The sequence below is a fragment of the Pseudoscardovia radai genome (assembly GCF_002259605.1).
GTDB classification, from domain to species: Bacteria; Actinomycetota; Actinomycetes; order Actinomycetales; family Bifidobacteriaceae; genus Pseudoscardovia; species Pseudoscardovia radai.
In genome coordinates, this window is the sequence record NZ_MWWR01000002.1 from 173516 (window position 1) to 194012 (window position 20497).

The following is a 20497-nucleotide window of genomic DNA, read 5'->3' on the forward strand; positions in this document are numbered from 1 at the left end:
CGATGGCGGCCGCGCTGTGCCCCCCCCCCGGCCGCCCATGCCGAGACGGCGGGAACGCCTGATGCCTCGTCCACGGTAGACGTTTACAGGCTTTTCAACCCCAACACCAGCGAGCATCTCTACACCAAGTCGGTGGCGGAACGCGACAGCCTACTGCTGAGCGGCTGGACCTACGAGAGCATCGCATGGTCCGCACCCGCCGCCAGCACCGTGAACGTCTACCGCCTGTGCAATGTGACAAGCAGCCAGCACGCGTATACGACGAGCGACGATGAGGTCGCCTCGCTGACATCGAACGGCTGGCGCAACGAAGGCGTCGCATTCCAGGCCAGCGACGATGCCGACGACGAGATACCCGTGTACCGCCAGTACGATCCGAACAACGGCCAGCATAATTACACAACCGACCTCGACGAGGCGCAGTCCCTGATCCGTTCCGGCTGGAACGACGAGCACATCGCATGGTATGCGGTGGAAGACCCGGACCCGACCATCACGCATCCCGTCACCATTTACGACCGCACCGATTACTCCGCCATCTACGACTTCAACTACTACATCGACAGGTATCCCGACATCAAGCAAGCCTATGGCAACGACGACGCCGGCGCCTTGAAGCACTTCGCCACCACCGGCATCCTGGAAAACCGCCAAGGCAAGCAGAACTACGACACCGCCACGTACAACTCCATGCGCAAGGTCGCCAGCATTCCATACAGCTCCGACCTGTATCGCATGTACAACACCAACACAGGCGAGCATTTCTACACTTCGTCCGTACAGGAACGCGACAGCCTGCTGCTGAGCGGCTGGACCTACGAGAGCATCGCATGGACCTCCCCCACAGGTCCGCTGGCAGGCGACAGCATCTACCGTCTGTACTCGCCGGGCTCAGGCCGTCACTTCTACACCACGGATGGCGACGAGCGCGATTCCCTCGTGAAGCTCGGCTGGCGCTACGAGGGCGTGTCCTTCTCATCGGATCCGCAGCAAGCGAAGCCGGTCTACCGCCAATACAATCAGCGAAACGGCGAACACAATTACACCACCAGCGCCAATGAGGCGCGCACTCTGATCGATTCGGGCTGGAACGACGAGGGCATCGCCTGGTACGGGATGGAAGACCCCGACCCGACCATCACGCATCCCGTCACCATTTACGACCGCACCGATTACTCCGCCATCTACGACTTCAACTACTACATCGGCAGGTATCCCGACATCAAGCAAGCCTATGGCAACGACGATGCCGGCGCCTTGAAGCACTTCGCCACCACCGGCATCCTGGAAAACCGCCAAGGCAAGCAGAACTACGACACCGCCACGTACAACAGGCTGAAGCTCCAGCGCATGTATCCGGATGCGTGGAAAGTGCTGCCTTCCATCGGCACCGACCTCAGGTCGGCATACAACTACTCCATCCGTAAGTGGGTGAAGATGGAAATCGCACCTGAAAAGGGAACCCATTACTACGCCATGATGGGGTACACCGGCCGGAGCGGCAACTGCTACCTCATGGCAGGCACCTTCACGGAACTCGCCAAGGCACTTGGCTACGACGCCAAGCAGGTCACCGGCTATGTGCTGTTGAAGAACGGATACCACAGCCAGCATTCCTGGGTCGAAATCGACGGCAGGGTCTACGACCCCGACTGCGAATCCGAACTCAAGGTGGATTCCTTCGGCAAGCACTATGGGGACCCCGGAACGTTGAAATACCACAAAGAGGGATACATGAAGGCCTGACGCACCGTCGGAAGGCCCCATCCATCCGTCAGCGACCGAACAAAGGAGACACAAAATGACAAACACCGCCCATAGACTCATCGCAGGCATTTTCGGCGTCTGCCTTCTCGCAGCGCCGCTCTCGGCTTGCGGATCAAGCCACCCCGAGACAACGGCGGCGGAGCAATCCGCGACGGCATCCGCATCGGCGTCGCCGTCCGAGAAGGAATACAAGGCCATTGGCACCAAGGCCGACGGCGCGTATGCCGTGAACACCACCAACAAGACCGGCAAGGACATCACGGCATTCGCAATCAAGGATTCGACCGATTCAGATTACGGCGACAACATGCTTGCCGACGGGGACGTCTTCGCCGCCGACGAAGAGCGCACCGTGTATTACGGAGAGGCGGACTCCGGGAAGTCCGCGAGCACGGATTCCACGACTGCCGGCGCCCCTGCGTCGCCCAGCGCGTCTGACGGCGGTCTGGCCGACGCCGACCTCAACGCCGAATACGACGTGAAGGTCACGTTCGAAGGTGGCGGCGAACAGGAAATCCACGCCTTCCCCATCGCCAACGGCAAGGAAGCGTCCATCGAACTGGCCGATGATTCCGAAGGCGGCTTCGCATATATCGAATACACCGATGCGACGTCGGGCAATGCCGTGAACACGCATAACAGCGAAAAGCAGGCGTATGACGCGGCGAAGAAGGCGGCGGACGACTCTGCCGCCAAGAAGGCAGCCGATGATGCGGCGGCGCAGCAGGCCGCCCAGGAAGCCGCCCAGCAGAAGGCGGCTGAGGAGGCGGCGGCCCAACAGCAGGCCCAACAGCAGCAAGAGCAACAGCAGGCCCAACAGCAGGCCCAACAGCAGGCCCAACAGCAAGCGCAGCAACAGGCCCAGCAGCAAGCCCAGCAGCAGAACACGGCTCCGAACACCACCCAGAACCAGCAGCCCGCCGCCGGCGGCGATGCCAACAACGGCTGCCTCGATGGTGGCATCGACCTGAACTGAGACAATGCGCAAACAGATCGCATATCTCTCATTGACACGCGCCCTGGCATGCCTCGGCGTGGTGTTCCTCCACGCCTCGCTGTGCGCAATCGCCGTCTTCTCCCCCGAAGCCGGCCAACACGCCTCGGCGCTCCTGCTCACTGACAGCATGCTGTGGACGGTGCCGTGCTTCGTCATGGTGACCGGTGCGCTGCTGCTCGACCCCGAGCACGAGGTGACGATTCGCAAGATCGCGACCAAGTACCTCAAGCGCGTGGTCCTGGCGCTCATCGTGTTCACATTCGTCTTCGAACTGTTCGACACGCTTGTGGGCGGCGGCGACATGGGCCGGCTCGTCGTGGACTGGCTCGTCGCCCTGTTCACCGGCAAGACCTGGCTGCACATGTGGTACATCTACATGCTCATCGGCATGTACCTCATGCTTCCGGTGTTCCGCGCCGCCGTGAAGGCGATGGATGACACGACGCTCCGCTACGCCATCGCCGTACTCGCCGTGTTCCAGGCGCTCGTGCCGTCCATCGACAACTTCCTCGGCGACAACCAGATCGGCTTCTACATCCCGGTGAACACCGTGTACCCGCTGTACCTGCTGCTGGGCTACGCCGTCCGCACGGGCAAGCTCCGCCTGTCGGCCCCCGGGTCCGTGGCGCTTGCAGTGGTGGCGGAGGCCGCCGTCATGATGTGCTCGCACTTCGGCTACGCTTCGGCGAACACCGCAGTGCTGGCACTGGGCAACAGCTTCGGCTCGATCCTTGTCGTCGCCGTGGGCCTGGGCGTGTTCTCGCTCCTGAGCCACGTGCCGAACCCGGCGGACGACGCGCACCCGGGCCCCGCGATGCGGGCGATGCTCTCCATCGACCGTTGCTCGTTCGGCATCTACCTGATGCACGTGCTGGCACTGTACACAATCTACAAGGTGCTCGCCTTCGACCCGTTCCTGCACGGCGACGTGCTTGCGATCGCCGGCTGCGCACTCGTGGCGTTCATCGTGTCGTATGCCGTGGTCTGGGTGCTGAAGCTCATCCCCGGCGTGCGCGCCATCCTGTAAGGCGACGCTTTGAAGCGACACCACCGCGGCACAGCAAAGACGACAAATGCAAGAAGGGGGCTTCCGCCACAAGGCGGAGGCCCCTTCCCCATTGGCCAGCCCATCGTCGGCGCCGCGCCATCCCCGGCGCCGACGACGCATGATCACAGGGCGCCGCAATCCTTGAGCAGCTTTTCGACCTCGGTGCCCTTGACGCGGCGCAGCAGCTCCCTGAGCGCCAGCCTGTCCTTCAGCGGCAGGTCCATCTCGGCAAAGGTCTTGCCGTCGGCGAGCTTGACGGCCGAGGTGATGAGGTCGCGCAGATCGAACACACTGCCCCACACCTCCGGCACGCCGCGGTCCACGTCGCACAGCGTGTAGACCGCCTCCATGCCCGTGCGGATCGAGTACTCGGTGGTGAACACCGTGTCGCGCGGCGTCTCGGCGTACTGGCCCACGAAGGCGAGGTTCACGGAGCCGTCCGGCACCACCTTCGGGCGGTCGCCGTCGCGGCGCGGCTCGAAGAAGCTCGTCACATACGGCATCATGGCCGCGGTGGTGGTGCACTCGTTATGCGCCAGGAACGGGATGCGGTCCTCGGGCACGCCGATGTGGTAGAGCCACTCCTCGCACAGCTCGGCGCCCGTGCATTCGGCCATCGGCTTCTTGACGAAGTCGCCCGCGTCATGCCAGCAGTTCAGGCCGTACACCCAGATGAGGCAGTGGTCGTCGGGCTGGTCGGGGAACTGGCCCTGGCGGTTGATGGTCCACGACAGCAACCAGCTCGAATCCTTCGCCGTCACGATGCCGCCGGTCACGATATGCCCCGACAGCGGGTCGCGGTGGCAGATCGCCTCGATGGCGTCGAGCACCTCCTTGTTCGCTGTGTCGACGGTCCACGATTCCCAGCTCGTCTCCTCGATGCTCCTGAAGAACTTCTCGGGGTGGCCGAAGTCGGAGGACTGCGCGGCGATGTTCTTCCACAGCTGGATGGACGGGCCCTCGCCGTTCTTGATCGTGACGGTCGGAACGGTGTCCTGTCCGGCGTAGGCCGTGCAATCGCCCTGCGAGCCGTTCGTGACGAACACGAGGTCGTCGGCCGTCAGGTCAATGGCCTTGGACTGGCCGCCCTGCGTGTACTCGATGCGCTTGGCGACCTTCTTCGTGGCCGTCACGTCGCATACCACGTTCGTCACCTGCGTGTCGTACAGGAAGGTGCCGCCGGCGTCCTCGATGTACTTGACCATCGGCTTGATCATGGAATCGTACTGGTTGTAGCGGGTGAAGCGCAGCGCGGACAGGTCGGGCAGGCCGTCGATGTGGTGGATGTAGCGCTGCATGTAGCGCTTCATCTCAAGGGCGCTGTGCCATTTCTCGAACGCGAACATCGTCTGCCAGTAGATCCAGAAATTCGTCTTGTAGAAGTCGTCGTCGAATACGTCGTCGATTGTTTTGTCGGCGAGGTCCTCGTCGGTCGACAGGAACAGGTGGAGCAGCTCCTCGGTCGCCTTCGGGTTCATGGCGTACTTCTTGTCGGTGTGCGCGTCCTGGCCGCGCTTCTCGGTGACGCGGCACAGCGAGAAGTTCGGGTCGTCCTTGTTGAGCTTGTAGTACTCGGAGAAAATCGTCTCGCCGGGGTTCTGAATCGACGGGATCGAGCGGAACAGGTCCCACATCACCTCGAAGTGGTTGTCCATCTCGCGCCCGCCGCGCATGATGTAGCCGCGCGTGGCGTCGTAGATGCCGTCGCACGACCCGCCGGCCACGGGCAGGGATTCGAACACCGTGATGTGGTCTCCGGGCATCTGCGCGTCGCGGATGAGGAAGCATGCCGCGGACAGGCCCGCGAGACCCGACCCCACGATGTAGGCGTGCTTGTTGTCGATGCCCTCCGGCTTGGCCGGTGTCGCGAACGCTTCGTAGTTTCCTGCAGAGTAATACATGATGACTCCCATCTATCTCTTCCGGTCTGGCGTCCCGCCGTTGGGGCGCCGGCCTTCGTTTCGAGACCACGGCCATTATCCGGCGGCCGCCGGGTGCGAATCCAGCGACACCGGGCGCGCGTCTGTCCGAAATCACGACATATGGGGCGGATTGTCCGAATCCGGTCCGCGTCGTTCCAGATGCGTCAGGGCGGAGCGGAAGGAGCCTTCGAGGGTGGCGGCGAGGTCGTCGACGATGGCGTCGATATCCCCGGCCATCCCCGAGTCGAGCCAGTCGAGCATCACGCCGACGAACACGAACTGGTACAGGTGCGCGACGGTGCGGCGCTGCACATCGGTGACCTCGAGCCCGGCGGATTCCTCGCACACCACGCCGTACAGCAACTCCTCGGCCCAGGCGGACAGCACTCCGCGCAGCTTCTCGCGGTCGATGCTGTCATAGACGTTCGTGATGAAGGCGCGGTCGGCGTCCATGCCGCGCATGATGTTGCGCAGCCCCTCGGGCCAGCTGTCATGCGTACGCGCGGAGCCGAGCGCCTCGGAGAACTCGCGCAGGGCGGTGTCCTCCACGAGTTCGTAGATATCCGAATAGTGGTAGTAGAACGTGGACCTGCTGATACCGCAGTCCTCGGTCAGGTCGCCGATCGTGATGCGGTCGATCGGCTTGGCGGCCAGCAGCTTCCTCAACGAATGCTCCAGGGCCCTCTCCGTCAGCTGCGACATGCATCCCCTTCCTCCATATGGTCGTGGAATCCGCGCCCGGGCGTCATGCCTTCCGGTCGTCGATGCGGTCCGTCAGATCCAGGTGAGCAGGCCGAGCGAGCGCACGAGGTCGCTTTTCAGGTATCCGCCGGCCACGAGCCGGGCCATGCGCCGCGGTTTGGGCAGCTCCCGGATGGCGAGGAAGCGGTCGAGCGTCCTCAGGCTGCCCTCGGGCATCATCGTGGCGTAGCGTTCCCTCAGCAGCGAGGCGAGCGCGAAATACGTGTCGGCGGACGAGCGGGCGGCGGGGTCGCGCAACTTGGCGAGACGATAGGACCAGCTGCGCACATCCGTGGCGCCCACGTCGTTGTTCCCGTGCTGACGGTAGTCCATGAGCTTGGCCGGCATATGGACCACATGCCCGATGGCCGCGCATACCAGCGCGATCCACCAATCATGCATCGGGATGCGATCGTCGAAGGGCTGCGAAAGCACGCCTGCGGAACGGTCCACCATCATCGTGCATCCCGTCACGTAGTTCTGCACGAGCAGCCTGTTGAGCGACGTCCTGGGGTCGGCCACCTGCAGGTTTCGCTCGGGCACGTCCATCGGCCTGAGGTCTGCGTCCACCACGCGGTAGTCGGAGAACAGGCACAGCGGGCGGCATCCGTCGAAATGCCGCTCCTCCTGTTGGAAGCGGCGCAGCATGCGCTCCACCTTGGTGGGGTGCCACACGTCGTCCTGGTCGCAGAACATCATGTACGGAAGGCTCGTGTGGCGCATGATCTGCATGAAGTTGCGCGCCGGGCCGCCGCAGATGACGTCGTCCTTGATGATCTCGAGGCGCCCCGGATATTGGCAGGCGTAGCTCTCGAGGATGTCGACCGTGGCATCGGTCGAGCCGTCGTCGCGGGCGACGATGCGGAAGCCCTGGTAGGTCTGGGCGAACAGCGAGTCGAGCTGCTCGGGCAGGTAGCGTTCTCCGTTGTACGTGGCCAGGCAGATGTCGACCTGGGGTTCCATGATGCCTCCTTGGCTTGCTGCGCCTGCTGCGGCGCCGTTCTTGGCTTACGCTTGCGCGCGGGCGGGGATGCCGATATGCCGTTCCATCGCGTCTGCGAGGACGGCGCGGAAGCGCTCCTGCGTGAACAGCTCACGATAGCACGCGTAGGCGGATTCGTGCATGGACGGCGCGCTCACCGGATTCAGGGCCTCGGCGATGGCGAAATCCGCGGCGTCCGGCACATCGTCGCGGTCCACGTTCACGCCGATTCCCTGGCTTTCCACGAGGTTCCACGTGTCGCCGCCGATGGTGTTGAGCAGCGGCAGGCCGCAGTACAGGTAGTCGATGGACTTCATGCTCAGGCCCACCGTGACCGTCGGCTTCATGATGTTGATGCCGTAGGCGCAGTCCCCGAGGATGGCGTTCTTCGTGCGCTCGTCGTAGATCGCGCCGTGGCTGACCACCGGGACGGAGTGCGAACGCACGGCGGCGACGAAATCGTCGAGATGCTCGCCGGCGCCGATGACGTGCAGCTCCAGCGGATGGCGCCGCGCCATGGCCCCCAGAAGGTCGGCGATAAGCGGGATGTCGATGATGTTGTTCACGGCGCCGAGGTAGGCGATGCGCAGGGGCGTGCCGTCGGACATGTCGCGCCATGCGGCGTCCGCGCGCAGGCCGGTCGGAGGCGCCACGTCGGAGGCGACGTCGCCGGGCTCGTTCGCGCCGGGCCCGGCGGAGCCCAGGTCGATGGCGGGCACCGGCTGCGGGTCGATGCCGTCGGTGCTTTTGTACCAGTACAGCGTCGTCGTGCGATCCTCGGGAAGGTCGAGCACCTCGCGGTACCGGTCGCATTCGGTGAAGATCTGGCAGGCGCATCCCAGATGCCTGTCGCGCAGGGAGCGCCACATGCGCACCGGCGGGGTCCATGACAGTCCGCGCACGGGAAGCGATTCTGGCCACAGGTCGATGATGTCGAATACGACAGGCACGTCGTATCTTCTGTGCAGATCGTCGGCGACCGGTGCGAAGGAGTTGGCGGGCAGCAGGAACCACAGCAGGTCGAAGGGCTCGCTCCCCCGCATGCGCGCGTCGATCCACGCGCCCGCGTCCTTGGCGAAACGGCGGATGGACGTCATGCGGCGCACCGACAGGTTGCGGCGGAATGGCCTGAGGTGAAGGAACACGTGGTCGGGCAAGGACCGGCTGACCGTGGCCTTGGCATGGTGGTCGAAGTCGGAGAAGATGCGCGTGACGGTGTCCCCGCGGTCCTCGAAGAATCGGGCGACGGCTTCGGCCCGGCTTTCGAACGTCGAGGAATGGGTGACGATCGCTACTCTCATGCCTGGCCTTCCTGCGGTGTGCGCATCTGCGCGGCGGGCGCGGACGGTCCGCCGCTCGCATCGTCATATTCTACCGCCGCGCCCGCCCGCCGCCGTCATGCGACGACGGCGGACAGCGGAGCCACGAACCGGGGAAGGATCCGAGGCGTCAGGAGACGAGGGCGACGATCAGCGTGACGATCGGCAGGCCGCCCTGCATGAGGATGATCTTCGGGTTGCTCGTGAAGCTGCCGTACGCGGCGACGAGCACGATGTAGCCCATGAGGCACACGAGCGCTGGGGTGCTGTGGAACGCGAACACGGCGATGAGAACGAGCACGGCGATCAGGGCGTTGTACACGCCCTGGTTTTTGAACAGCGTCGACACGGAGGGACGCGCGAGCTCCTCCTGCGTCATGCCGAACACCTTGGCCGTGCGCGCCGACGTGGTGGCGATGGTCTCCAGGTAGAAGATGAACAGGAACTCGAGTGCGACCAGCACGGCGAGAACCTGGGTTGCGATGGACATGACTCTCCTTCTTCGCGGTTATGTTTTCATTGTATCCGTACGCCTGCGCACCGCGTCACATGCGGTATGTAGCGGTGATGTACTTGTCGGCCCAGTCGGAATCGGAATCGCTTCCGCGCCCGGTGCCGCCCTCGTCGAGCGGGCACCCCTGGTACAGGTCGTCCGCGAGGGTCAGCGTCACCTGCTTGAGCTCGAGGTCATCGAGATACTTGCGCGGGATTCCGGAAAGCCCCACGTTCGCTCCCACGATGGCGCCCGCCACCCCTCCGGTCGAATCGCTGTCGCCGTTGTGGTTGACGGCGGCGACCACCGCGGACTCGAAATCGTCAGGATATCGCAGCGCGCAATACACCGCGATGGCCAGGGTCTCCTCCGCCACCCGGCCTTCTCCCAGCTGGTGGATCGCATCAAGGTCGCCGTCGCCCGGCCGGGCCTCGTCGGCAAGGTCGATCGCCCTGCGCATGATCATCAGGAACTCATCCATATGCCGTGCCTGCGGGAACAGCTCCGGCATCCGCGCCATCGCATCGTCGACCGCCTCGGCAATCGTATCGCCCCCGTGCACGATCCTGTCGATGATATGCACGAGCGCCGCCGCCGGGATATAGCCCAGCTCGTGGGTGTGCGTCAGGGCCGCGGCCTTGGCGCCGACGATGTCGAGGCCGTCATCGCAATGCAGGGCGGCCTCCCGGTAGAGCCCGACGGGGGCGACGCGCATGATTCCGCCGCAGCCTTTGCTGGTGTTGATCGAATGGTCAAGCGCCCCTGGTATGCCCTCTCCCAAGGCGAACATGCAGGTAAGACCGGGAGCCCTGCGACTGAACAGCTGCGGGATGTTCACAAGCCAGGAGTAATGGCGTTCGTCCTTCTGCACCTCCTCGAACTCCCGCGTCTGTGTCTTCAGCCAATCCTGGTAATGGTTCCAGATGTACTCCTCGTACGGGGCCGTGGCTCCACGGGTCACCGCCACCGTCGTACCCTGGAGCAGCCCGGTCGCGGTGAATAGCGTCATCTGGGTGTCATCCGAGATCCGCGCCACGCCGTTCGTCAACGCGTAGTCGGTGATGCCTTCGGCTCCGTACTTCGCGAAAATCCTTTCCTCGCTCTTGAACTCCACCGGGTACCCCAACGCGTCCCCCACCGATACTCCGATCAGACAACCGCGGTACTGGTCGAGGTCCTTCGTGACTTCCGATTCGCTACGCTGCATATCCCTCTCCTCTCCTTCGACGATTCCCCTCTATTCTGGCATGCCCGACACTCGGCGTGTTGCGTCTTTACAACCGTGCGTACACGTCGATTGTCAATCTGCGGAATATCCAGTCGGCAGCCACACCAATAGACCTTCACCCCGTTGTCGTAGATAAGGCACGCGAGCGCCGCGCCTATTCCCCGTCTATTCCGCCTGTTCCCCGATGGCGATGATGGTCTTGCCGCGGGATTTGCCGTGCTTGACCTTGGCGAGCGCCTCGTTGATCTGCTCGAGGGCGTAGACCGTGTCGATGGAGGTCTCCAGCGGATGGTCGGCGTCGAACAGCCTGCCAATCTCTTCGAGCTGGCGCCCGTCCTCGTGCACGAACAGGAAGTCGTAGGTCTGGCCTTTTGCCGCCGCCATGCGGTCGTACTTGCGGCCGGCGATGGAAAACAGCAGGCGCTTCCAGGCGGGCATGCCGCTGCGCTTGGCAAACCGTCCGTTGGGCATGCCGCGGAGAGAGACCAGGCTGCCGCCTTCCTTGAGCACCGTGAATTCGTTCGGCAGCTCGCGGTCGCCCAACGTGTCGAGCACATGGTCGACGTCGGACAGCACGTCGACGTAGTTCTCTTTCTTGTAGTCGATGAACCGTTCGGCGCCGAGCTGGCGCACCCGCTCCTCGTTGCTGCCGCTGCCATTGGTGTAGACGTGCAGGCCCAGGCTCTTTGCCACGGGGATCGCCATGGCGCCGAGGCTGCCGGTGCCGCCGGAGATGAACACGGATTCGCCTGCCGTGACGTGCATGACCTCGAAGGCCTGCATGGCGGTGAGCGCCGTGAGCGGGACCGTGGCGGCCTGCTTGTATGAGAGGTATTCGGGGATCACCGCGAGCGCGGATTCCTCCACCGCCGCGTATTGCGCGAAAGCGCCGATCTTCTTGAGGGGCATCCTGCCGTAGACCCGGTCGCCTGCCGTGAAACGGGTGACGTTCCTGCCGGTTTTCTCAACGATTCCGGCGAATTCGTTGCCCATGACCAGCGGCATCTTGTAGGGGGTGATGAGCTTGACTTCGCCGCGGATGATCATGTTGTCGAGCGGGTTGACCGCCGCCGCCATGACCTTGACCAGCACCTCCGTGCCGCCGGGCTCCGGGACGGGGATGTCGCGGATCTCAAGGTCGGTGCCGTCCTTGGCGTAATGCGTGAGCATGGCTGCTTTCATAGGATCTCCATTCGTGCGTCGGCGGTGCGCCGTTGTCTGTCGGGCCGTCAGCTAGCGGTGCGCGCGATGTAGGCGCGCATGCCGTTGATGCAGTCGGCGAGGGTCATGCCTTGGAGGCGGTGGTTCACGTCATCGTCCATCTGCTGGAACATGCCTCCCAGCACCGGGCGGATGTTGTGCCCGACGATGCATGCGTCGTTGGGATTGTGATGCAGGTCGAACAGATGCACGCGATCCCTGTCCATCACCGCCCGGTAGATGTCGAGCAGCGTGATGTCGGCGGGCTGCCTGAGCAGCCGGAACCCGCTGATGCCACGCCTGCCTTCGATGATGCCCGCCTTGCTCAGGCGTGCGGTCAGTTTGCGGATGTAGCTGGGGTTGGTGCCCACGCTCACGGCGATTTGCTCGGAATTGACCGGGGTCGCGGATTGCGAGATGAGAATCAGCGCATGGATCGCTGACGAGAATCTGGTATCCACCATGGCACTCCTTCCCTGCAATGTTTGGCGATGCCTACAGTTTTTGGCCATGCGATGCCTGTGCTCGCGATGCTTATGCCCGCGATGCCGGCAAACGCACTACCTGTAATTGTATCTGATACTGATACTTTAATGGACGGCGCGACATCTGTCAACGCCGCCCATCGATGGACATGCATCGCCTCGGGCTTCCTTCGCCACGCAGAGCACAGTGGCGTGCCGGGACCTCCCGCTGAGGTCCTGGAGCGGCACGCCCGGTTTCTGATACAGACTTCGCAACCCTATGCCGTGGAGATGGAACGCCCATTCACCATGACTTCCGGCGAGCCAATCGACATCGAAATCTACATCCAGGGAACCCTCGGCCTGCTCTACGTCAACAAAGACACCGCTTTCGGCTTCCGAATGTACAACCACAGGAACCGTCGCATCGGAGCGTTCTCCACCGAAGGCGGACTCCGCGTGAACGGCCTGCGGGGGCTCACGGACAACTGACAGGCGCGGTGCGTGGTGTGGCTCGGTGTGGCGTGTTTCGCCGAAGACGGAAGACACACCACCCGAAAACAAGTCCCAGACCTCCGCCATCGGCGAATCTCACCCCTCTTTTCTCGGTCATGCGACACCGATGAAGACGTCCGCGCCGGAATCAGCTATGCAGGGATCTGGAAATAACCTCTCCACCCGCGGGCAGCATAATAAGAATCAGCCCCATTATGGAAAGTGAACACAACACCGTATCGTTTTTCGCAGAAGAGAGCTCCGCCCTTCTGCCTAATCGCCTCTGGGGTGGCAATCCAGGAAGAGGTTTTCAGGTCGAACTCCCCAAGCTCCTGGAGTCTGCGGTAGAGCGCCTCCGTCATCAACTCGACTCCCATCTTGTGCGCTTGGCCAACGGCGCTTCCAGTCGGAGGATTCTTCTTTCTCTTCAGAAGCGCCGAATCGTCATAACACAGGCTCCGGCGACCGGTAGGAGATTCTTTCGAACAGTCGCAGAAGATAAGACCTCCGGTTTTCTCATCAAAACCGATTGCGTCCGGCTCTCCGCCGCTTTCCTCCATGCGCTTGAGGATGGCAAGCGCTTCGGGATTCCCATTCAGGCGCATCTCGACAGCCTCCCACGCTATGCCTTGGTGGCGCATGGGATTGTCCAGAAACCTGTTTTTCAGCACCTCAATCATCAGGTCGTCTCCTTCATTGGTTTGCCTGCCGTCCATACTCTTGTCAATGGTTCGCTTCACTGAATTGTCATCAGGATAAATCGCATCGGGGATTATTCCACGCTCAACAAGTGAACCATTCGACATATCAACCTCACCGCCCTCATAGACCCATGCCCCATGGATTCGGCGCCTAGACTTTGCAACGAAATCCGCCGTCGCACACTTCAACCTCAGCAAACCGGAATTGGCTTATGCAGTCCGCGCAGTCCGTGCAATCCGCACAACCCTATAGCTCTTTCTTCATGTAAATCACATCAGCCATCGGATTGTGATAATACGGCTCGCATTCCTCGAATCCATTCTTTTTGTACAACCCGATCGCCGCTTTCAAAGGGACAATCGTGTCCAGAACCATTTCTTTATAACCAGCCCGCCTTGCATGATCTATGATTTCTGCAACAAGCGACTCCCCCAAATGCATCCCGCGCGCCTCAGGCTTAACGTACAGTCTCTTCATTTCGCAGCGCTCAGAGTTATGCCTGTGGTATGCAACCATGCCAATAGCACGATCCGTCTCATCCACTGCAACAAGCAGTTCCCCTTGCGGGGCAGTGTACTTTTCGGCTGGGTTCTTCAACTCCTCTTCGATGTTTTGAAAGGCCAGATCCCGATTCAACCGCTTCGTGTATTCTACGATCAATTCCCTGACCTGGGGGATATAATCCTTGCCGTCTTTGATAGTCACGTCACTCTTCACAACCATATTCTTACCATCCTTCATTCTTGCCATCCTTCGTCGATAATCGCCCAGCGCTGAACGCAACCAAATCTCGCTGTCTACGCCATCGCCCGCTATTTTCTCAACGCCTCGCTCAGGGAGCTCGGAACGCTCCGCGGCCCCCGAACCGCAGCAATGCCATACTCGCCCTTGAGCCTATCGAACGTGAAGGCACCCGGCTTATACCGTTTCTGCAGCCGTATCCTCATCACAGACGTTATGGTCAGGTTGCCATCGCGATAGTCATAGGGAATGTCCGTTTTCACAACCTTGCATCTGTAGAGAATGGCCGAGATGGGCGACGCCACATACATGTATACGGTGTCGCCCGCCTTGATGCCTTTGCCCTGCTTCCAGTCGATCTCCTTTGCATGGTCAAAGGCGTGCTCAATATCGTAATAGCGAGGGTTTGCCGGGACGATCCATTCCTTGGGCGGCCGCAACCGTTGCTGTTCCTGCTTTAACGCCGTCACGAAATAGCTTTCGTCAATCCACATGCATATGTCCTCCAACGGCACCGTGCCGTCCAGGAGGATGGATATCCAGTTGCCCCGGTTTAGGTGATAGCCGCGAAAATACCCCGTCTGCTGCGACAGCATATCGACAAGCATCGGATCGCCCATCTTCACGTTGATGATGTCGACTCGATCCGTCCCGTCCAGCCCCAGCCTGTCTTTCGGAACATCCATGATGATGGCGAACCACTTGTGGTTGTCCCCATGGCGAAGAACCGGGAAATCCGGTGCGGTCGGCAGCGGATAATCCGGGACAACGCCGTATTTCTTCTTCGCGTATTCGAAAATTTCCTCACGCATGGTCCATCATCCTCATGATCCACCATCCTTTCGAAACCCGGCGCTATTTCAGCTTCGCAAACACATCGCCGATGTCCCCGTTAATGCAGATGCTCCTGCCTGCAATCTCGCCTGGGCAGAACGCCTCGCCGTAATTGACGCAGGCGTACACCGCGTTTTCATTCGCCAGGGTCATCTGCCAAAACGGATACTTCACGATGACCGGAGTGTTCGCCCCCACGCCCAGCTCCAGATACAGCACATGGCGGCCCTCGCAGCGGTGCAGAAAGCCAGCATATGCCGCCGACGCCCTGTGCCAGCCCACATCCTCGACGAAGGAACCATCCACACGAAGATTCATGGTCACATCGGACCCATCAACGGGGCATTTCGGAATGAGAGCCGCAGGAATCCTCATTTTCAGTTCGCCGCTTTCGGTAACCTCAAACGCTCCATTCCCATCCCGAACGAACCCCTGCGCCTCCATCGCCTTCATCACCCATTCTTCGTTATCGTAGGTCTTCTGCGTGGATGGACTGACGCTCTGGAAAAGCCCGAAGTCCCCTTGGGTGTAGAACAGGCGATCTTTATCAAAGCCTGCCCTTTGGAACTGGTGATCCACGTTCGTGGTGATGACAAAATAATCCTTGTCTTGCACAAGCGAGAGCAGCTGCTGATAGACAGGCCTCGGCGCATCCATGTATCTGTTGAAATAGATGTTCCTGGCCCACCACGCCCAGCTGGTCTCCGCATCGGGGAAGGGATAGAAACCGCCGGAATACATATCCTGAATGCCGTACTTGCGTGCGAAGTCAAAGAAATATCGGTCGAACCGCTCCCCGCTATAGGTCATCCCGGCGGAGGTGGAAAGTCCGGCACCCGCTCCGACCACGATGGCATCCGCCGTTTCGATCTCTTTCTTTAGCCGAGAGATTCGCTCCTCTTTCGATCCTGTTCCGAACGACGTATTCCCACTGAAATACTGCACCGCGACACGTCCCTTCTGAATGCTCTCCTGATAGCCGTTCGGCATTTCGTCATACAAGTTCTTCATAGTATTTTCTGTCCTCATCCTTAAACACGTCGATAATCACCCTGTCCATGACTCCCGGATGCTGCGACAGCCAACCGTTCACGGCGTTGACGGCGATGTAAACCGCCCGCTTGTTGGGAAAACGGAATACTCCAGTGGAGATGCAGCAGAACGCCACGCTTTTCAGATTGTTTTCCACGCACATGTCCAAGGTGCGCAGGTAGCAGTTCGCCAGATCCTTCTCAAGTTCCGGCGTCAGCCCGTATTGCACAATCGGGCCGACGACATGGATGACCTTTTTCGCTGGAAGATTGTAGGCATCCGTCAGCATGGGGACAGCCGTCGGCTGCTCATAATCCTGGCCGTATCTGCTGCGCAGCTGATTCATCTGCCGGTTGCACTCCGCCCGAAGCTGAATGCCGGCAAAAGTATGGATGGAGTTGTCAATGCAGATATGCATGGGCACAAAGCAGCCCAGCATCTGAGAATTGGCGGCATTGACGATTGCATCCACGGCAAGCCTTGTGATATCACCCTGCCAGATGGACACTGCGCCTCGGGTCACCGGGATGTCGGAAAGACGCACGATGCCTTTTTCTTCAGCCCTGCCTGCCAGATAGTCATCCTGCACGGCGAGCGCCTCTTCGGGGAATGGCTTTGGCATGCGAATGTTCATCAGCGACCGAAGGACATACCGCTTCCCTTCTGTGTCTCTCGGCGTTTCCAAATCCTTGTATTGAACGGAGTCTTTCTTGAATTCCTCCACGAGATAATCCAGCCGCTGATCCTGCGTCATTTTCTCTGTCATGCCGTTTCCTTCTTTTTTCTTCCCAGCGCATCGACCGGACGAAACCGGACGAATCGTGGTCACGATACCTTACATCCAGCGCACCGCCGTTAGATAGCCCTGGTCATGTTCAGCCCTCGGCGAAGCAGAATCCCACATCAGCAACCCAGCCCTCACTCTTATTGGCCGGATGCCTTTGATTATTCTTAATTCGCTGCACCCTTCGATTTCTTGGGTATATTCCTATATTTCGAAAACGTTTATGCCAAAAATTGTTGTACCGCCTGAGAGAAGGCACCCGCATATTGGAACAGCGATCCGTGGCCTGCATGCGGGTAGATGATCAGCTGGCTGCCTTTGATTTTCTCATGCATCTGATAGGAATTCTCTGTCGGCACCATATCATCGTGGTCTCCGTTGACGATCAAGGTCGGCTGCTTGATGAATGTGAGGTCATCCGTTTGTGCAGTGCCCCATTTTTTGATCGCTTTCAGCTGCCTCAAAAAGGAAGATACCTTCATCGGCTGATCGGCCCACTCACTTGTTCTGCTATTCAGACGGTTGAACACCTTGGTGGCCTCTTGCTCACCGCGTGCATCATTCGTGTAGAAGATATAGCGCTTCATGTCTTTGCGCTGCAACAAAGCATGGAACATATGCGCAAATGTTACCGGTGTGATTCTGTCAATGCCTTTTCCGCCCCTCGGACCGGTGCCGACCAGAATCAGTTTGTGCACCAGCTCAGGATCCGCCCGCACAACCTCCTGTGCGATCATTCCGCCCATGGACAGACCAAGGAGGTTGATTTTCTCATAGCCGAGCGCATGAACGATGGCGACTACGGATTCCGCGGTCTCTTCCAGTGTGGGTTCGATTTTCCCTTCACTGGCACCGACACCCGGAAGATCGAGAAGAATCAGATGCTGATGTTCCGCCAGGAGATCGATCAATTGAGGATCCCAGTTATCCATGTTGGCAGCAAGATGCACCAACATGACAAGAGGAAACTCGGATTTCCCTTTGGACAGCTCGCGGTAAGCGATCTTTTCACCACGCACTGCGATCACTTCGTTTTTGGTTGTAAGATATGTCATCTCATTACTCTCTCACTGCGATAATTGTCTTGCCTTCGCTCACCCGATGATGCCGTTGGGTCGGCGCGTGGAACAGCTTTACGGATAATCGATAGTTCTTGCGAAACGTCGGCCGATGAGAAGGGTCAAGCCTCTCCATGATTTGAGCAGTGGACGATTCCTCGCATAATCCCGCATACGCAAAAACGTCCCTCAACCATGATGGCTTGAAGACTTTTTTACTACTCGTTCTTTAGTTCATTGTGAATATCCGTCATCACATCGGCAAGGGTAATCTTTCTCATTTCATCCTCCATGCGCCGCTGGACTCTTTCCAATTTTGAATCCATCGCCTTATGAATGTTCCTGCCTATCGGACATTCCGGATTCGGATTCTCATGAAAGTGAAACAGCCCCTCATCTTTTACGCTTTCTACAGCCTTGTAAACATCATAGAAAGTGATCTGATCAGGAGTTTTTGTTAAAGATATCCCGCTTTTGCCCTGGCTGACGCTTATAAGCCCCGCCTCTTTGAGGTTTCTCATGACGTTTCTGACGATGACGGGATTTACACCTATGCTGCTCGCCAGAACGGTGCTGGTCGCCTTTTCGTCTTCGCCCAGATAATCCACAAGCGCAAGGAGATGGACTCCTATTGTGAACTTACTTGAGATCTGCATGGCATCTCCTCCTGCCTGTAATATATAGAATTACAGGCAGGAAGTCAATGCAGGGGCCAAGAATCGTCATTCGCCCACAACGCTGATTCTTTCTTTTATGTGCTTGCCGGATTCGATCTCATCGACCATGGCAATCGCATAATCGGCATAGGAGATCACGCTTTCGCCCTTGCTGTTGAGAACCAGTTCCTCGCCGCCCAGAATGTACTTTCCGGTTCTTTCGCCATCAGCCTGAAAATCTCCGGCAGGGCTGACATAGGTCCAGTTCACATCGTCGAACTTACGAAGCTCCTCGAGCGCCTTTCCATGACCATTTACAACGGGCATAGCCGCTTCGGGGAATGGCGTCACATCAACAACCGTCTTGGTATGCTCAGGATCAACGTAAAGGCTTCCCGCTCCACCTACGACCAGCAGGCGTGCATCGCTGCCGGAAAGCACTTTAGCCATATGAACGGTAGCCTCCGGGATGAGGTGAATGGCGTCGGGCGTCCAGTTGCCGAAGGCATCCACAACGGCTTCAAACCCTTTCAGATCTTCGCTGGTGAGATCGAAGAGATCCTTTGTGATGGTCTTGGGCGCTACAGTCTTATTCTCTCCCCTGACGATAGCCGTAACATCCATACCACGATTTACAGCTTCTTCGACAATCAGCCTACCGGCTTTTCCGTTTGCTGCTACAACCGCAATCTTCATAATAGAATCCTCCGTGAATTTGATTCGCTCTGACATGTAATATCATCAATTACATGTTTAGCATAACAGCACCGGTCCAACCTGTCAATAGTTGTGTTACATGTTTTTGCAGTTTTTCGCTGCATGGGAGACTCCGATTAATAGAAGGAGGACGGTACAGCATAACGTCTGTACCGTCCTCTGTTTTGTATACCCCAGCGGTTATAGCCTTTCCACAGCCACAAACCCCGAAAATAGCAAAGCCACAGTCTCGCCTGACAAAAATCCATCCAAATAGTCCTCCCACAGTCACGCCAGAGCAACTTTCACGTTTTTCTATAAGAAAACGCGGCACCCGCCTCTCTTTTCAGAAAGACGGATGCCGCAGAAATGGCTTGAACACTGGCTTTTCGGCCCTCTTTCAGTTTGTTCTTTGTATTTTCTATACTATATTCATAAAACTCCTCATATTATGCCTTATTCGCATATCCCAACCCATTCCTCACGAACTTCTTGATAAATGCCAAATCCGCCTCCTCTGTGGGCGATGGATTCTGCAGCAGACCCAGAAGTCCGCTGACGATGAAGGGAATCAGAATTCGCATCTGCTGATGCTTCCGAACATCTACTTCTTTTTCTTCCAATGCCTGATGGATGCTTTGATTCAGCCGCTTGGCAAAATCGGTGTGGTTGGGATTGATGTGTGAAATGGAGTTAATGCGGCAATCAGCCAGAGCATGATACAGGTCGTCAATGAATCGTTCCGGTTCCTCTAAAAGCCGTGTCGCGCTGCCCATGTTATCCACAATGTAGACGATAGTCTCCCGCTCCAAGGTGTCGATTAGGTCTTGGATGGTGTCATAGTGGGCGTAAAAAGTGGTTTTGTTGATCTCCGCCCGCTTCACCAATTCCTTCACGGTGATTTTTGAGATGGGCTTTTCCTGTGCCAACTCATGAAATGCACCGCGAATCAGCTTTTCCGTCTTTAACACCCGCAGGTCGTTATAATTCATCCGTTGTTTTTCCACGCTAAGTCCCTCCTATCCTACTTATTCGACCAAAAGAGTTGGTTATCCAACCATTTTCCCGAAAACTGCCGATTGTAGTCCTTCATGATGTTACGTATGTTTATATCGTACACAGGTAGGAAAAACAACCCTCAGTTGGATAAAGGAGGTGCATATTTTGAATGCGTGGAAACAACGGCAGCTCAAGAACTTGACCGAGCGTGCTCACCCACGGCTTGATGCCCTGTTTGATGGCGTGGTCGCCATCGCCATGACCATGATGGCATTGGAGATTTCCGTTCCCGATGCCTCTGTATTTGACTGGGCAACGTTCATTTTCTGCTGAAAGAGA

22 protein-coding genes and 1 pseudogene are annotated in these 20497 nt (G+C 59.0%); 6 read left to right on the forward strand and 17 right to left on the reverse strand.

Annotated features, from left to right (window positions below; translation table 11 throughout):
- Window positions 1–93: 93 nt before the first annotated feature.
- The 4 genes and pseudogenes from PSRA_RS09750 to PSRA_RS00810 all read left to right on the forward strand — a co-directional run.
- A pseudogene (locus PSRA_RS09750) lies at window positions 94–1104 on the forward strand (hypothetical protein); the annotation flags it as partial.
- Window positions 1105–1350: 246 nt separating this feature from the next.
- Window positions 1351–1746, forward strand: coding sequence for a transglutaminase-like domain-containing protein (locus PSRA_RS09755; protein ID WP_275542328.1), 396 nt, complete (start codon window positions 1351–1353; stop codon window positions 1744–1746).
- 55 nt (window positions 1747–1801) lie between these two features.
- Window positions 1802–2743 carry a hypothetical protein gene (locus PSRA_RS00805; RefSeq protein ID WP_094659957.1) on the forward strand — a complete coding sequence of 314 codons (942 nt, stop codon included), beginning with the start codon at window positions 1802–1804 and terminating at the stop codon, window positions 2741–2743.
- A gap of 4 nt (window positions 2744–2747) precedes the next feature.
- Complete coding sequence (locus PSRA_RS00810; RefSeq protein ID WP_094659958.1) at window positions 2748–3791, forward strand: acyltransferase; 1044 nt, start codon at window positions 2748–2750, stop codon at window positions 3789–3791.
- A gap of 143 nt (window positions 3792–3934) precedes the next feature.
- Here PSRA_RS00810 and PSRA_RS00815 read toward each other — a convergent pair whose 3' ends face one another.
- The 8 genes from PSRA_RS00815 to PSRA_RS00850 all read right to left on the reverse strand — a co-directional run bounded on the left by PSRA_RS00815 (window position 3935) and on the right by PSRA_RS00850 (window position 12161).
- Complete coding sequence (locus PSRA_RS00815) at window positions 3935–5713, reverse strand: oleate hydratase (RefSeq protein ID WP_094660032.1); 1779 nt, start codon at window positions 5711–5713, stop codon at window positions 3935–3937.
- A 132-nt stretch (window positions 5714–5845) separates the two neighbouring features.
- Window positions 5846–6436, reverse strand: coding sequence for a TetR/AcrR family transcriptional regulator (locus PSRA_RS00820; protein WP_094659959.1), 591 nt, complete (start codon window positions 6434–6436; stop codon window positions 5846–5848).
- Window positions 6437–6508: 72 nt separating this feature from the next.
- Window positions 6509–7438 (reverse strand): glycosyltransferase family 2 protein, encoded by a 930-nt coding sequence (locus tag PSRA_RS00825; protein ID WP_094659960.1) that lies wholly within the window; start codon window positions 7436–7438, stop codon window positions 6509–6511.
- A 45-nt stretch (window positions 7439–7483) separates the two neighbouring features.
- Entirely contained in the window at window positions 7484–8758 is a 1275-nt protein-coding gene (locus PSRA_RS00830; RefSeq protein WP_094659961.1) for a glycosyltransferase family protein, read from the reverse strand.
- Window positions 8759–8906: 148 nt separating this feature from the next.
- Entirely contained in the window at window positions 8907–9266 is a 360-nt protein-coding gene (locus PSRA_RS00835) for a DUF1304 domain-containing protein (RefSeq protein ID WP_094659962.1), read from the reverse strand.
- A 55-nt stretch (window positions 9267–9321) separates the two neighbouring features.
- A complete protein-coding gene (locus PSRA_RS00840) occupies window positions 9322–10476 on the reverse strand; it encodes an ADP-ribosylglycohydrolase family protein (RefSeq protein WP_094659963.1) in 1155 nt (384 codons plus the stop codon).
- Between the two features lie 186 nt (window positions 10477–10662).
- Window positions 10663–11679, reverse strand: a complete 1017-nt coding sequence (locus PSRA_RS00845; protein WP_094659964.1) for an NADP-dependent oxidoreductase — start codon at window positions 11677–11679, stop codon at window positions 10663–10665.
- Window positions 11680–11726: 47 nt separating this feature from the next.
- Window positions 11727–12161, reverse strand: a complete 435-nt coding sequence (locus PSRA_RS00850; protein WP_094659965.1) for an Rrf2 family transcriptional regulator — start codon at window positions 12159–12161, stop codon at window positions 11727–11729.
- Window positions 12162–12470: 309 nt separating this feature from the next.
- Between PSRA_RS00850 and PSRA_RS00855 the strand changes: the two genes are divergently transcribed.
- Complete coding sequence (locus PSRA_RS00855; protein ID WP_094659966.1) at window positions 12471–12653, forward strand: hypothetical protein; 183 nt, start codon at window positions 12471–12473, stop codon at window positions 12651–12653.
- A gap of 155 nt (window positions 12654–12808) precedes the next feature.
- Here PSRA_RS00855 and PSRA_RS00860 read toward each other — a convergent pair whose 3' ends face one another.
- From PSRA_RS00860 to PSRA_RS00900, 9 genes are all read right to left on the reverse strand, one after another.
- On the reverse strand, window positions 12809–13462 hold the full coding sequence (locus tag PSRA_RS00860; RefSeq protein WP_211280465.1) for a DUF4256 domain-containing protein: 654 nt from the start codon (window positions 13460–13462) through the stop codon (window positions 12809–12811).
- Window positions 13463–13604: 142 nt separating this feature from the next.
- Window positions 13605–14099, reverse strand: a complete 495-nt coding sequence (locus PSRA_RS00865) for a GNAT family N-acetyltransferase (protein WP_211280466.1) — start codon at window positions 14097–14099, stop codon at window positions 13605–13607.
- Between the two features lie 71 nt (window positions 14100–14170).
- Window positions 14171–14911 (reverse strand): MmcQ/YjbR family DNA-binding protein, encoded by a 741-nt coding sequence (locus PSRA_RS00870; protein WP_094659968.1) that lies wholly within the window; start codon window positions 14909–14911, stop codon window positions 14171–14173.
- Between the two features lie 43 nt (window positions 14912–14954).
- Window positions 14955–15944, reverse strand: coding sequence for an SIR2 family NAD-dependent protein deacylase (locus tag PSRA_RS00875; protein WP_094659969.1), 990 nt, complete (start codon window positions 15942–15944; stop codon window positions 14955–14957).
- Window positions 15928–16731: a protein-ADP-ribose hydrolase gene (locus PSRA_RS00880; RefSeq protein WP_094659970.1), complete on the reverse strand. Its 804-nt coding sequence runs from the start codon at window positions 16729–16731 to the stop codon at window positions 15928–15930. Before PSRA_RS00880 ends, PSRA_RS00875 begins: the two co-directional genes overlap by 17 nt.
- A gap of 239 nt (window positions 16732–16970) precedes the next feature.
- Window positions 16971–17804 carry an alpha/beta fold hydrolase gene (locus PSRA_RS00885; RefSeq protein ID WP_094659971.1) on the reverse strand — a complete coding sequence of 278 codons (834 nt, stop codon included), beginning with the start codon at window positions 17802–17804 and terminating at the stop codon, window positions 16971–16973.
- A gap of 221 nt (window positions 17805–18025) precedes the next feature.
- On the reverse strand, window positions 18026–18463 hold the full coding sequence (locus tag PSRA_RS00890) for an Rrf2 family transcriptional regulator (RefSeq protein WP_094659972.1): 438 nt from the start codon (window positions 18461–18463) through the stop codon (window positions 18026–18028).
- Window positions 18464–18529: 66 nt separating this feature from the next.
- A complete protein-coding gene (locus tag PSRA_RS00895) occupies window positions 18530–19159 on the reverse strand; it encodes an NAD(P)-dependent oxidoreductase (RefSeq protein WP_094659973.1) in 630 nt (209 codons plus the stop codon).
- A gap of 449 nt (window positions 19160–19608) precedes the next feature.
- Window positions 19609–20151 (reverse strand): TetR/AcrR family transcriptional regulator, encoded by a 543-nt coding sequence (locus PSRA_RS00900; protein WP_094659974.1) that lies wholly within the window; start codon window positions 20149–20151, stop codon window positions 19609–19611.
- Window positions 20152–20314: 163 nt separating this feature from the next.
- Here PSRA_RS00900 and PSRA_RS09085 point away from each other — a divergent pair, with 163 nt between their 5' ends.
- Window positions 20315–20491 carry a TMEM175 family protein gene (locus PSRA_RS09085; protein WP_158216277.1) on the forward strand — a complete coding sequence of 59 codons (177 nt, stop codon included), beginning with the start codon at window positions 20315–20317 and terminating at the stop codon, window positions 20489–20491.
- Window positions 20492–20497 lie beyond the last annotated feature (6 nt).